The 12,810-nt window shown below is 69.7% G+C and carries 9 protein-coding genes and 2 pseudogenes; 10 read left to right on the forward strand and 1 reads right to left on the reverse strand.

The genetic code is table 11. The features are described 5' to 3' along the window. Positions 1-78 precede the first annotated feature (78 nt). The 8 genes and pseudogenes from ACH4K4_RS22395 to ACH4K4_RS22430 all read left to right on the forward strand — a co-directional run bounded on the left by ACH4K4_RS22395 (position 79) and on the right by ACH4K4_RS22430 (position 9,315). Complete coding sequence (locus ACH4K4_RS22395; protein ID WP_398169620.1) at positions 79-567, forward strand: NUDIX hydrolase; 489 nt, start codon at positions 79-81, stop codon at positions 565-567. Positions 568-605: 38 nt separating this feature from the next. Next, a complete protein-coding gene (locus ACH4K4_RS22400; RefSeq protein ID WP_003980220.1) occupies positions 606-914 on the forward strand; it encodes a DUF2469 domain-containing protein in 309 nt (102 codons plus the stop codon). 507 nt (positions 915-1,421) lie between these two features. Continuing rightward, on the forward strand, positions 1,422-1,763 hold the full coding sequence (locus ACH4K4_RS22405) for a YraN family protein (protein ID WP_398169621.1): 342 nt from the start codon (positions 1,422-1,424) through the stop codon (positions 1,761-1,763). After that, positions 1,763-3,379 (forward strand): YifB family Mg chelatase-like AAA ATPase, encoded by a 1,617-nt coding sequence (locus ACH4K4_RS22410; RefSeq protein WP_398169460.1) that lies wholly within the window; start codon positions 1,763-1,765, stop codon positions 3,377-3,379. Before ACH4K4_RS22405 ends, ACH4K4_RS22410 begins: the two co-directional genes overlap by 1 nt. 551 nt (positions 3,380-3,930) lie before the next feature. Next, the gene (gene dprA, locus ACH4K4_RS22415) at positions 3,931-5,097 is read left to right on the forward strand and encodes a DNA-processing protein DprA (RefSeq protein WP_398169462.1); all 1,167 of its coding nucleotides are present in this window, start codon (positions 3,931-3,933) and stop codon (positions 5,095-5,097) included. Positions 5,098-5,459: 362 nt separating this feature from the next. Further along, entirely contained in the window at positions 5,460-6,296 is an 837-nt protein-coding gene (whiG, locus tag ACH4K4_RS22420) for an RNA polymerase sigma factor WhiG (protein WP_398169464.1), read from the forward strand. Positions 6,297-6,781: 485 nt separating this feature from the next. Beyond that, a pseudogene (locus ACH4K4_RS22425) lies at positions 6,782-7,998 on the forward strand (IS110 family transposase). Positions 7,999-8,775: 777 nt separating this feature from the next. Then, a complete protein-coding gene (locus ACH4K4_RS22430) occupies positions 8,776-9,315 on the forward strand; it encodes a TetR/AcrR family transcriptional regulator (RefSeq protein WP_398169622.1) in 540 nt (179 codons plus the stop codon). Positions 9,316-9,678: 363 nt separating this feature from the next. On the opposite strand, the pseudogene ACH4K4_RS22435 reads toward ACH4K4_RS22430, so the two are convergent. After that, positions 9,679-10,377: pseudogene (locus tag ACH4K4_RS22435) on the reverse strand (peptidoglycan DD-metalloendopeptidase family protein); the annotation flags it as partial. A 479-nt stretch (positions 10,378-10,856) separates the two neighbouring features. Here ACH4K4_RS22435 and rpsB point away from each other — a divergent pair. Then, positions 10,857-11,756 (forward strand): 30S ribosomal protein S2, encoded by a 900-nt coding sequence (gene rpsB / locus ACH4K4_RS22440; protein WP_398169465.1) that lies wholly within the window; start codon positions 10,857-10,859, stop codon positions 11,754-11,756. A 109-nt stretch (positions 11,757-11,865) separates the two neighbouring features. After that, the gene (gene tsf, locus ACH4K4_RS22445) at positions 11,866-12,702 is read left to right on the forward strand and encodes a translation elongation factor Ts (protein ID WP_398169467.1); all 837 of its coding nucleotides are present in this window, start codon (positions 11,866-11,868) and stop codon (positions 12,700-12,702) included. The last annotated feature ends 108 nt before the right edge of the window (positions 12,703-12,810 follow it).

The following is a 12,810-nucleotide window of genomic DNA, read 5'->3' on the forward strand; positions in this document are numbered from 1 at the left end:
AACGAAGCGCCGTACGAGGCGGATGGTGGCGTGCCGGGTGGGGAGCCGGGCGATGGGCGCACGGGAACGACCGACGATCTGCCGGTAGAGGTGCGGCAGGTGGCACGAGTGGTGCTGCTCGACCCGGACGACCGAGTCCTGCTGCTGCACGGCTACGAACCGGCCGACCCCTCCAACACGTGGTGGTTCACGCCGGGCGGCGGCCTGGAGGGCGCGGAGACCCGCGAGGAAGCCGCGGTCAGAGAGCTGGCCGAGGAAACCGGCATCACAGACGTACGGCTCGGCCCGCTGCTGTGGAAGCGCCACTGCTCCTTCCCCTTCGACGGGCGGCGCTGGGACCAGGACGAGTGGTACTTCCTGGCTCGCACGGACCGGACTGCAACGGAGATGTCGGGGCAGACGGACCTGGAACGACGCAGCGTGTCCGGACTGAGGTGGTGGACTTCGGAAGAACTTTCCAGATCGCATGAGACGGTGTATCCGACCACGTTCGCCGAGCTGCTGCGCACACTGCTCGACGAAGGGCCCCCTGGCGCGCCAGTGCTGCTGGCTAGCGAGAGCGTCTGACGCACAATAGGGGGACGCACGGCTGAAGGGGATCTGCCATGAGCGCCGAGGACCTCGAAAAGTACGAGACCGAGATGGAGCTGAAGCTCTACCGGGAGTACCGCGACGTCGTCGGGCTGTTCAAATACGTGATCGAGACTGAACGCCGCTTCTACCTCACGAACGACTACGAGATGCAGGTGCACTCCGTTCAGGGAGAGGTCTTTTTCGAGGTCTCGATGGCGGATGCCTGGGTCTGGGACATGTACCGACCGGCTCGCTTCGTGAAACAGGTGCGTGTGTTGACGTTCAAGGACGTGAACATCGAGGAGCTGAACAAGAGCGATCTGGATCTGCCGGGGAGCTGAGGTGTCGGGGTGGGGCGGGGGGACGACGCTGCCTCCTGACATCTGATGCCTGACGCCTGGTACGTGACGCCTGGCGCCTGGCGTGGAGCTGGCCATCGGTTTGCAGCCGGCCCGCCATCGGCGTGGATTCGCTCGGACGGGTGACCGAGTTATCCACATCAGCCTGGTTATCCACCAAGATCCAATAGATCTGGGCTGGAGCGTCACAGTCGGTGCCGGAGGTGGTGCCGAGTGAACGCCACACAGAACGCTACGCACAGCGTCAGTCCTGAGGGAAAGCCCCGGACAGCCGCGGACGGGCATGAGGGAAAGCCCCGGACAGCCGCCGCGAACGGAAGCGGCAGAGGAACCTCCCAGCACACATCGCCCGTCCATGACGCCCGGACGATCACACCCGCCCAGAGCCGTCGGCCGAACTCCCGGGGACGCCCCCGCCGGGTCCGTGCCCGTGACTCCGCCGCCCGGCTCACCGCGAGCACCCCGCATGTCACAGGCGCGCGACGCGCGATCGGACAGTACGGAGAAGACCTCGCGGCCCGACACCTGATCTCAGTCGGCATGCGCATCCTGCACCGCAACTGGCGGTGCCAGGAAGGCGAGGTCGACATCGTGGCCGCCGACGGTGACGCGCTGGTGCTCTGCGAGGTCAAGGCCCGGCGTGCGGGTGCGTACGAACACCCGATGGCGGCCGTACGGCCCGAAAAGGCCGCGCGCCTTCGCCGCCTGGCGGAACGCTGGCTGGAGCAGCACGGCGGGCCACCGCCCGGCGGGGTGCGCATCGATGTGATCGGCGTGCTGCTGCCGGCCCGGGGCGCGCCTCTCCTGGAGCATGTCCGGGGGGTGTCCTGATGGGATTCGCCCGTACGTGCTCGGTCGCGCTGGTCGGCGTCGAGGGTGTGGTCGTCGAGGTCCAGGCGGACCTGGAGCCGGGCGTGGCAGCCTTCACCCTGGTCGGGTTGCCCGACAAGAGCCTGGTCGAATCACGGGACAGAGTGCGCGCCGCCATCGTGAATTCCGGAGGCGAATGGCCGCAGAAGAAGCTGACTGTAGGACTCAGCCCGGCTTCCGTACCCAAGGGAGGCAGCGGCTTCGACCTCGCCGTGGCCTGCGCGGTGCTCGGAGCGGCGGAACGGATCGACCCGCGTGAGCTGACCGACCTCGTCATGATCGGCGAACTGGGGCTGGACGGCCGCGTCCGGCCGGTGCGCGGGGTGCTGCCCGCCGTCCTGGCCGCAGCCGACGCCGGGTACCGCCAGGTCGTCGTGCCGGACAGGGCCGTGGCCGAGGCATCGCTCGTCCCAGGAGTCTCCGTCCTCGGCGTACGGAGCCTCCGGCAACTGATCGCAGTGCTCACGGACGAGCCGGTACCGGAAGAGGAAGACGACGGGTCGACGGTGGAAGGCCGCCCGGACCCGCTGCTGGCCGGGCTGGCCGTCCCTGGCAACGCGGTCGGTGCGGGGCGCGCGCCGGGAGAGCGCCTGCCCGATCTGTCGGACGTCGTGGGACAACACGGTGCCCGCAAGGCCCTGGAAGTAGCGGCAGCCGGACGCCATCACATCTTCCTGAAGGGCCCACCAGGAGCCGGCAAAACTCTGCTCGCCGAACGCCTTCCAGGGCTGCTGCCGTCTCTGTCACCGAAGGAATCACTGGAGGTCACGGCGGTACATTCGGTAGCCGGCACGTTGCCACCCGGACAGCCGCTGGTGGAGCGCCCGCCGTACTGCGCGCCTCACCACAGCGCGACGATGGCGTCACTCGTGGGCGGCGGCAGCGGCCTGCCCCGGCCGGGAGCCGTGTCGCTGGCTCACCACGGTGTCCTGTTCGTCGACGAGGCGGCGGAGTGCAGCGCCCGCGTCCTCGACGCGCTGAGGCAGCCGCTTGAGTCCGGGCAGGTCGTGGTCGCGCGAGCCGCCGGGATGATGCGCATGCCCGCGAGATTCCTGCTGGCCCTGGCCGCGAACCCCTGCCCTTGTGGGCGCCACGGCACGCTCGGGGGCGGCTGCGAATGCCGCCCTTCCACCATCCGGAGCTATCGGGCCCGCCTGTCGGGACCGCTGATGGACCGCATCGACCTGAGGGTGACAGTGGAGCCGGTCGCGCGCTCCGAGCTGCTCTCTTTCACCCGGGGAGCCGAATCCACGGCCGAAGTGGCCGAGCGGGTACGAACCGCCCGCGATCGGGCTGCCACCCGCTTCGCCGGTACGCCCTGGAGTACCAACAGCGAGGTGCCAGGCCACGAACTACGGACGCGTTGGCAAGTGGCCCCAGGAGCAATGGCACAAGCCGAACACGACCTGGAGAACGGCCTGCTCACCGCCCGCGGCATGGACCGCGTACTCCGAGTCGCCTGGACATCCGCCGACCTCGCCGGCCACGACCGCCCTACCGCGGAGGACGTCAACTGGGCCTTGGAATTGCGCACGGGCATCAGGCGGGGGGTGGCGCTGGCGACGGGGCCGGAGTGACCGACGGGCTGGGAGACGCCGGCTGGAGAGGCGGGGCGTCGCCGGTGAGCTGCCGGGGCGGCGAGGCGCCGGGGCGGGAGGCTGGGCTGATCTGTTTGGGGTCATGCCCTGGCCCTCCTTCGGGACGCCGTGCGCGGAGGAGGAGGGGGTGGCGGGTGGGGGGGAGGGCCCCAGAGGAGGGGCGAGGCGCACGTGAGGGCGTAGGACCCGCCGCTGTGCGCCATGGTCCGGGCTGTGTCTCATGCGGGTTCGGGCTGGGGCGGAACTCGGATTGTGACGGCATTTCGCGCATACGACCGAACAGGTGGGGCGCGAACCGAACTCGTGTCGGGCCCGGCCGAGTGGGGCGGTCGTAATGACGGCCCATGTACCGCTTTCGGTTACACGGCGCTGCCAGAGCACCGGAGCACCGGACTACCGGAATGCCGGATTGACGGACTGACGGGGTGCCGAGATGTCGGGGGAGTACGTAGAGAAGGGGAGAGGGCAGGAGATGCGGGGGATCGAGGAGAGAGCAGTGTGCCGGATGGCTGGCGGTAAGGGGGCCGCACATGCGTGACGTGGGGGAAGAGGAGAGGGAAGCGCGCGCGGCGTTGACGCGCATCGTTGAGCCGGGTGACGAGACGGTCGGACGTTGGTTGCGGCAGACGACGCCGGTCCACCTCGTACAGTCCCTGGCCGGTGAGAGGGAAATGCCGGCGGGAGTGTCGAAGAAGAAGTTCGCGGGGCTGCGCCTGCGAGCGGCTCGGGTGGACATGTCTGCCGGGCCGGCCGCTGACCTGGCTGCCGTCGCTGCACTGGGAGGCCGGTTCGTCTGTCCCGGCGATGAGGAGTGGCCGCGGCAGCTGGACGATTTGGAGGACGGGCGGCCGATCGGTTTGTGGGTACGGGGGAGCGCGAATCTGCGGTTGTGGGCGCTGCGATCCGTTGCCGTCGTCGGAGCCAGAGCCTGTACGGAGTACGGCGCGCACATGGCGGCCACCCTCGGCTCGGGCCTTGCCGATCGTGGTTGGACGGTGGTGTCCGGGGCTGCCTATGGGGTGGACGGTGCCGCTCATAGAGGCGCGCTTGCCGCGCAGGGGGCCACGATCGCGGTACTGGCCTGTGGAGTCGATTATGCCTACCCGCGAGGTCACGCGGAGTTGATCGGGAGGCTGGCGGAACAGGGCCTGGTGGTGGCCGAGTTGCCGCCGGGCGACCATCCGACCCGCAGTCGCTTCGTCCTGCGGAACCGGGTCATCGCTGCTCTCACCAGAGGCACTGTGGTCGTGGAGGCTGAACTCCGCAGCGGGTCGCTGGTCACTGCGCGACGGGCGACAGAGCTGGGCCGGTACATGATGGGCATGCCGGGGCCGGTCACCAGTGGATTGTCCGCCGGCGTACATCAACTCCTCCGTGGCGAAGCCGTTGTGGTCACCGACGCCGCGGAGGTCGTCGAACTGGTCGGCAGCATCGGCGATCTCGCACCCGCCCGGCGCGGGCCGATTGTCGCGCGCGACCTCCTCGATCCGGTGGCGAGCCGAGTGCTCGAAGCGGTCCCCGCGCGGGGCGGGGCGGACGCGCGGCGGCTGGCGTACGACTCGGGTACGGCAGAGGAAGTGGCGCAGGGCAAGCTCTTCGAGCTGCAGTCACTCGGGTTCGTTCAAAGGTGTGGTGCTGTCTGGGAGTTGGCGCGTGCTTCCAAGGGTGCGGCAGGTTCGCGGCGAGGCGGTCCTTGACCTGGGACGAACGGGTGAAAAAGTGAGGGGAATGATCGCAGAATCCAGGTTTGCCGCGCTTCGGCTCGTGTGCCTCATCCGTCACCGGACGGCGATGAGGGGCCTCGGCCGTTCCCGTACCGGTCGGTGGCGACGTCGCGTGAGACGGAGCGCGCGCCGGGCACTCACGGCGACGGTTCTGCCCCCTGGGGGTGGAACCGTCGCCTTCTGTAACCCGGGGGTGCGGGCAGCGGAACGTATCTGCGCACTCCCGAACGACCCTTCATCGCGCATCGCGACACTGTAGTCACGCTACGCTCACGAGTAATTCGACCTCACGCACGTGTTCCCCAGTGTCTCGGCAGAACGGCTCAAGGCGACGAATGCCCCAGCACACCTCCGGGTCTGACCGCGCGGCCGCACCCCCCGCCGCGCGCGGCAGCGTGCGCCCCGCCGCGCCCACCTCTCTGGAGGAGCTGTGGCGCGCGTACAAGACCTCGGGCGACGGGCGGCTGCGCGAGCAGCTGATCCTGCACTACTCCCCTCTGGTGAAGTACGTGGCCGGCCGGGTCAGCGTCGGCCTGCCGCCCAACGTCGAGCAGGCCGACTTCGTCTCTTCCGGGGTCTTCGGGCTCATCGATGCCATCGAGAAGTTCGAACCCGAGCGGTCGATCAAGTTCGAGACGTATGCCATCACCCGTATCCGGGGCGCGATGATCGACGAACTGCGGGCACTGGACTGGATCCCGCGGTCGGTACGGCAGAAGGCCCGGGCGGTCGAGCGGGCGTACGCCACGCTGGAGGCCCAGCTGCGGCGCACACCGACCGAAGCGGAGGTGGCCTCGGAAATGGGTATCGCGCTGGAAGAACTCCACGGGGTGTTCAGCCAATTGTCGCTGGCCAACGTGGTGGCCCTGGAGGAACTGCTGCACGTTGGCGGCGAGGGGGGCGACCGGCTGAGCCTGATGGACACCCTGGAGGACACGGCTGCCGACAACCCGGTCGAGGTTGCCGAGGACCGTGAGCTGCGGCGGCTGCTTGCCCGGGCCATCAACACGCTCCCCGAACGCGAGAAAACCGTCGTCACCCTCTACTACTACGAAGGCCTCACACTCGCCGAGATCGGCAATGTTCTCGGCGTCACGGAGAGCCGGGTCAGCCAGATCCATACCAAGTCCGTACTGCAGCTCCGCGCCAAGCTGGCGGACATGGGGCGCTGACCTGGGGGTCGGTGAGGGAGTGGCGGCGACGCTTGCCGGGAGCGTGTGCTTGGGCTCCTCGGTGCAGGTGTCGTTCCGGGGCTGATGGGGCCAGCAGCCGCGACCGTGCCGGGGATAGCGGGGCCGGCCGTCCGACTCTTCCGTGGGTCTGCTTTCATTGCGGGCTTTCTTGCCCTTCGGTCGGCCTCTGCTGGGCGTCTCCTGCTGCCCCCCGCCCCCCGCCCCCGTTATGTTTTCGGTGGTCCTGCAATGGGGCCGCTGGCCTCCGGGCCCGGCATGACTGTTGCCCCCTGTCGAAGGCAGGACCTGGGGGGTGGTGTCACCGGGTCCGGGAGGTGCCGTCGGAGACGCTGATAAGAGGTCCGACCACTGCCTGACCTGGCGCCATGCCCGGTCGTTCGCGGGCGGCAGGTCTGCATAACGTGGATGCGCGCGTACGACACCGAAGCCGAGGCCGGCACCGACAACGTTCCTGGAAGGGTGCGATGTTCGCCACCGAAGACGTGGGCGTGTTCCTGGGCCTGGACGTCGGCAAGACCACCCATCACGGGCACGGGCTCACCCCGGCCGGCAAGAAGGTCTTCGACAAGCAGCTGCCCAACAGCGAGCCGAAGCTGCGGGCCGTCTTCGACAAGCTGGCCCCGAAGTTCGGCACCGTCCTGGTGATCGTGGACCAGCCCGCCTCGATCGGCGCCCTGCCCCTGGCCGTGGCCCGGGACGCGGGCTGCCAGGTCGCCTACCTGCCCGGCCTGGCGATGCGCCGGATCGCCGACCTCTACCCGGGCGAGGCGAAGACTGACGCGAAGGACGCCGCCGTGATCGCGGACGCGGCCCGCACCATGCCGCACACCCTGCGCTCGCTGGAACTCACCGACGAGATCACCGCCGCACTCACCGTCCTCGTCGCTTCGATGAGGACCTCGCCGCCGAGGCCACCCGCACCAGCAACCGCATCCGCGGCCTGCTCACCCAGTTCCATCCCAGCCTGGAGCGCGTCCTGGGCCCCCGCCTGGACCACGGCGCCGTCACCTGGCTCCTGGAGCGCCACGGCTCCCCGGCCGCGCTGCGCAAAGCCGGCCGCCGCAGACTCGTGGAGCTGATCCGGCCGAAAGCCCCCCGCATGGCAGCCCGGCTGATCGACGACGTCTTCGACGCCCTCGACGAACAGACCGTGGTTGTCCCCGGCACCGGCACCCTCGACGTGGTCATCCCCACTCTGGCCGCGTCCCTGGCCGCCGTCCACACCCAGCGCCGGGCGATGCAAGCCCAGATCAGCACCCTGCTGGAGGCCCACCCTCTTTCCCCGGTCCTGACGTCGATGCCCGGCATCGGCGTCAGGACCGCCGCCGTCCTGCTGGTCACCGTCGGCGACGGCACCGGCTTCCCCACCGCCGCCCACCTCGCCTCCTACGCCGGCCTCGCCCCCACCACCAGGCAGTCCGGCACCTCCATCCACGGCGAACACGCCCCACGAGGCGGAAACCGCCAGCTCAAACGCGCCATGTTCCTCTCCGCCTTCGCCTGCATGAACGCCGACCACGCATCCCGCACCTACTACGACCGCCAGCGAGCCCGCGGCAAAACCCACACCCAGGCCCTCCTCCGCCTCGCCCGCCAACGCATCAGCGTCCTGTTCGCCATGCTCCGCGACGGCACCTTCTACGAACCCCGGACCCCCAGAAACATCGAACTCGCCGCATAACCCCAACAGCCCCGAACCACCCCGAACCCGACAGGGACGCCTTGACGAAAGACATAGAGGCACCCCCCCGCCTCCGCCCTGCTTGCTTTTGTATGGCCGTATGGCTCTTGCAAGGCCGTACGTCCGCGCGGCCGTGCCTGCGGGCGGCCGCGCCTGGTCCCGCGTGTCGGCATCAGGGGGCGACTCGTCCCCCTGGCTCCCGGGCGTGTCCGAGCCTGGGAGCATGCTGGCCACCGCGCCTGGCCTGCCCGCACATCGCAGCCAACGCCGCCTTGGGCACTGCCCCTGCCTTTGGCACCGTGCCCGCCTCGGATGTCATGCCTGGCTTGGACGCCGCGCTCGGCATAGGGAGCACGCTCGGCTCGGACACCGCGCCTGCCTCGGACAGCGCATGTCGCTTGGCATGCACCTGGCTCGGGGGCGCCTGGATGGGTGCGTGCCCCGCAGCTGAGGGCGCGCCTAGGCCCGTGTCCAGCGCGCCCGGTTCTGCTTCGGCGGCAGTCGTGTCCTTTGCTGGGCGGGTGTTCGGTGTGCGCTTCCGTTCGCGTGGTCGGCTTGCTTTGGTCGAGTCTCACCACCTCTCTGACCTGCGGGTTTACTGATGTTTTGTGGTGCTCGGCCTGTCGCCGTTCCGTTCCATCGCGCTTGGTTTCCAGTGTTTGGCTGTCGGCCGTCGGCGTGGACACATCGTGATGCGGAGTGCCGTGCCGGGCGGGCCATCCGTAGAGTGGTGACGTGCCCAGGATTCGAGCGGCCTCTGTGGCCGAGCACCGGACGATGCAGCGTGGCGCCCTTTTGGACGCCGCTCGCACCCTGTTGTCCGAAGGCGGGACCGAGGCGTTGACCTTCCCCGCCCTCGCCGAGCGCACGGGTCTCGCGCGCTCCTCCGTCTACGAATACTTCCGCTCCCGCGCGGCTGTCGTCGAAGAGCTGTGCGCTGTCGACTTCCCCGTTTGGGCGGCTGAGGTCGAAGCCGCGATGGAGCGGGTCGGGACGCCCGAGGCCAAGATCGAGGCGTACGTGCGCCAGCAGCTTGCGCTGGTCGGTGACCGTCGGCACCGGGCCGTTGTCGCGATCTCGGCAGGCGAGCTGGACGCGGGCGCACGGGAGAAGATCCGGGCTGCGCACGGTGGGCTGATCGCGATGATCGTGGAGGCTCTGGCCGACCTCGGTCACGAGCAGCCGCGACTCGCCGCCATGCTGCTTCAAGGCATCGTCGACGCCGCGGTTCGCCGTATCGAACTCGGGGCCGCGGAGGACCCGACGCAGATCACGGAGGCTGCGGTCGCCATGGTTCTCGGTGGCGTAAGGGGCTGACCGGCCGGGCCTGCTCGGGTCGGCAGTCCTCCTTCCGTGAGGTGGGCGGCGGAGGGTGGGCGGTGCTCGGCCTCGTATTCGGTGTGCCTGCGCCCGTGCCCGCGTCAGCGCCTGCGCCCGCGCTCTCTCCCGCGCCTGCGCCCGCGTCTGTGCTCTCGCCCGCAGGGTTGTTGCCGGCCGCGGGCGGTGCTGCCGTGATGTCTCGCGGAGGCCTGATGGTGGCTGCTCCGACTCCGGGATTCCGAGGACCGGTAGGAGCCGCGCGGGAACAGGGCGCAGCATCGACGCCGGGAGCAGAGAGAGCGGATCCAGGTAGGTCTTGTCGCGGAGTAGGCCCCAGTGCAGACACGGGGCGGAGCAGTGGAACGGGCCTTCGGCGAGGGTGGCCACCGGTTGGCCCGCGGTGACGTGGGCGCCCTTTCGGACGGTGGGACGGACCGGTTCGTAGGTCGTGCGGAGCGGTGGGCGGCCGGATGCCGCGACCTCGATGGACAGGACGCCGCGCCCCGCCACCTTGCCGGCGAAGAGAACCCGGCCCGGGGCGGCGGCTCGCACGGTCGCCCCCCTGGCCGCGGAGAGATCCACTCCACGGTGGCCGGCTGCCCAGGGGGCGGGCGGAGGCTCCCAGCCGCGCGCGATGGCGGGGCGCACGCCGGTCGGCCCGGTGACCGGCCAGGCCCGTTTGCCGGTAGCCCCTGGTAAGGGGCGGTCTGGGTCGGGACTGTGCGAGGGGGCGGGTGTTGGCTGTTGTTCCGGAGGCTGCGTGGGGCCGGTGGGGCTGGGCGGGTCTGTGCCGGTGAAGGCCATACCGGCTGCGGCGGCTCCGGCGGAAAATACGGCTAATGCGATGCTCATGGCGCAGAGGGCAAGGAATCGGACACCGACGCCCGGGGGTGAGGCTCGTCCGGAGCATGGGGCGGGTGGTGTGCGTGTCGTGCGGCTGGTGACGGCGGTGCGGGTGATCTTGAGGGCGGTTTGTCGGCGCATGTCTCGACGATGACGTGGTCGGCTTCCGCTTGGGGATCTTGAGCCGGATCGGTGGATTACTGGTGGGTTGTGCATAACGGCGTCACCCTTGCGGGGCGCCGCGCACCGAGCGCCGCGCACCGAGCGCCGCGCACCGAGCACCGCGCACCGAGCACCGCGCACCGAGCACCGAGCGCCGGGCACGGGATGCGGGACACGGAAGCGCGGTGCTGTGATACCGCCGCCGGCGCCAAGGAGAAGCCGTACGAGCCGCCCCCGGCCCGGGCTCCTCTCGCCCCGCCCACCCCCGCCCCACCCCCCGATTTCCTGGCCGAAAGGTGTGTGTCGCCCGTCCCTTCGGCGGTCCCGTACACTTCTTGTGGCGATCCGGGTCACCGGGTCGACTTCGCACGCCCCGCCACCAGCGCAACAGTTCCCATTCGGGCAGCACGGTGGACGCGCCCCTCGGTCCTCGGAAGGCCCCGCAAGGTCCCTTCTCCGGCAGAGCGCGCCGGGGCGTCAGGCACCGCGGCCGCCCGGCCGCAGTGGAACCGAGTAACACGAGGAGTACGGCCATGGCCGTCGTCACGATGCGGGAGCTGCTGGAGAGCGGCGTCCACTTCGGGCACCAGACCCGCCGTTGGAACCCGAAGATGAAGCGCTTCATCTTCACGGAGCGCAACGGCATCTACATCATCGACCTGCTCCAGTCGCTGTCGTACATCGACCGCGCCTACGAGTTCGTCAAGGAGACCGTCGCCCACGGCGGCTCGGTCATGTTCGTCGGCACGAAGAAGCAGGCCCAGGAGGCCATTGCCGAGCAGGCGACCCGCGTGGGCATGCCCTACGTGAACCAGCGCTGGCTCGGCGGCATGCTGACCAACTTCTCGACCGTCTACAAGCGCCTGCAGCGCCTGAAGGAGCTCGAGCAGATCGACTTCGAGGATGTGGCCGCCTCCGGCCTCACCAAGAAGGAGCTCCTGGTCCTCTCCCGCGAGAAGGCCAAGCTGGAGAAGACCCTCGGCGGTATCCGCGAGATGCAGAAGGTGCCCAGCGCCGTCTGGATCGTGGACACCAAGAAGGAGCACATCGCCGTCGGCGAGGCGCGCAAGCTCAACATCCCGGTCGTGGCGATCCTCGACACGAACTGCGACCCGGACGAGGTCGACTACAAGATCCCGGGCAACGACGACGCGATCCGCTCCGTCACCCTGCTCACCCGCGTGATCGCCGACGCCGTCGCCGAGGGCCTCATCGCCCGCTCCGGCGCCGCCACCGGCGACCAGAAGCCGGGCGAGAAGGCCGGCGAGCCCCTCGCCGAGTGGGAGCGCGACCTGCTGGAGGGCGAGAAGAAGGCCGACGACGCCAAGGCTGACGAGGCCAAGGCCGAGGACAAGCCCGCCGAGGCCCCCGCCGCTGCCGAGGCCCCCGCCGCCGAGGCCGAGACGCCGGCCGCGGACGCCGAGCAGGCCTGACGCCGCACCACCGGTTGACGACGGCGGGGGAGGGCGCCACGAGCGCCGCCCCCGCCGTCCACCCGTAGATCTTTCGACTGTCGAGATTTCGAGAAGAGATTCACAGACCATGGCGAACTACACCGCCGCGGACGTCAAGAAGCTCCGTGAGCTCACCGGCGCCGGCATGATGGACTGCAAGAAGGCCCTGGACGAGGCCGAGGGCAGCGTCGACAAGGCCGTGGAGATCCTCCGCGTCAAGGGCCAGAAGGGCGTCGCCAAGCGCGAGAGCCGTTCGGCCGAGAACGGCGCCGTCGTCTCCCTCATCTCCGAGGACAAGACCTCCGGCGTTCTGCTTGAGCTGAAGTGCGAGACGGACTTCGTCGCCAAGGGCGAGAAGTTCCTGGCCGTCGCCAACGCGCTGGCCGCGCACGTCGCCGCCACCTCCCCGGCCGACCTGGAGGCGCTGCTCGCCTCCGAGATCGAGGCCGGCAAGACCGTCCAGGCGTACGTCGACGAGGCCAACGCCACGCTGGGCGAGAAGATCGTTCTGGACCGCTTCGCGCAGTTCTCCGGTGGCTACGTGGCCGCCTACATGCACCGCACCATGCCCGACCTCCCGCCGCAGGTCGGCGTCCTGGTCGAGCTGGACAAGGAGAACGCCGAGACCGCCAAGGACGTCGCGCAGCACATCGCCGCGTTCGCGCCGAAGTACCTCACCCGTGAGGACGTCCCGGCCGACGTCGTGGAGAACGAGCGCCGCGTCGCCGAGGCCACCTCGCGCGAGGAGGGCAAGCCCGAGGCCGCCCTCCCGAAGATCGTCGAGGGTCGCGTCAACGGCTTCTTCAAGGAGAACACGCTGCTGGCGCAGCCCTTCGCGAAGGACAACAAGAAGTCCGTCGAGAAGGTCCTGAACGAGGCCGGTGTCTCGCTGAAGCGCTTCTCGCGCATCCGCGTCGGCGCCTGAGCCAAGCCGTGGGCCTTGTCGCCAAGGCCAGCGAATGACCTACGGCCCCGCTAGGGTCGTACGCAGTCGGCCGCGTACCGGCCGGCCGCAGATGTGACGAGGAGGCCA

The organism is Streptomyces sp. NPDC017529 (genome assembly GCF_044329785.1).
GTDB lineage: Bacteria > Actinomycetota > Actinomycetes > Streptomycetales > Streptomycetaceae > Streptomyces.

Excerpts from the sequence above, each read along its gene's own strand:
- ACH4K4_RS22400 (WP_003980220.1), top strand. The coding sequence starts at position 606 with ATGAGCGCCGAGGACCTCGAAAAGTACGAGACCGAGATGGAGCTGAAG.
- ACH4K4_RS22410 (WP_398169460.1), top strand. The coding sequence starts at position 1,763 with ATGGGATTCGCCCGTACGTGCTCGGTCGCGCTGGTCGGCGTCGAGGGT.
- dprA (WP_398169462.1), top strand. The coding sequence starts at position 3,931 with ATGCGTGACGTGGGGGAAGAGGAGAGGGAAGCGCGCGCGGCGTTGACG.
- whiG (WP_398169464.1), top strand. The coding sequence starts at position 5,460 with ATGCCCCAGCACACCTCCGGGTCTGACCGCGCGGCCGCACCCCCCGCC.
- ACH4K4_RS22430 (WP_398169622.1), top strand. The coding sequence starts at position 8,776 with ATGCAGCGTGGCGCCCTTTTGGACGCCGCTCGCACCCTGTTGTCCGAA.
- rpsB (WP_398169465.1), top strand. The coding sequence starts at position 10,857 with ATGGCCGTCGTCACGATGCGGGAGCTGCTGGAGAGCGGCGTCCACTTC.
- tsf (WP_398169467.1), top strand. The coding sequence starts at position 11,866 with ATGGCGAACTACACCGCCGCGGACGTCAAGAAGCTCCGTGAGCTCACC.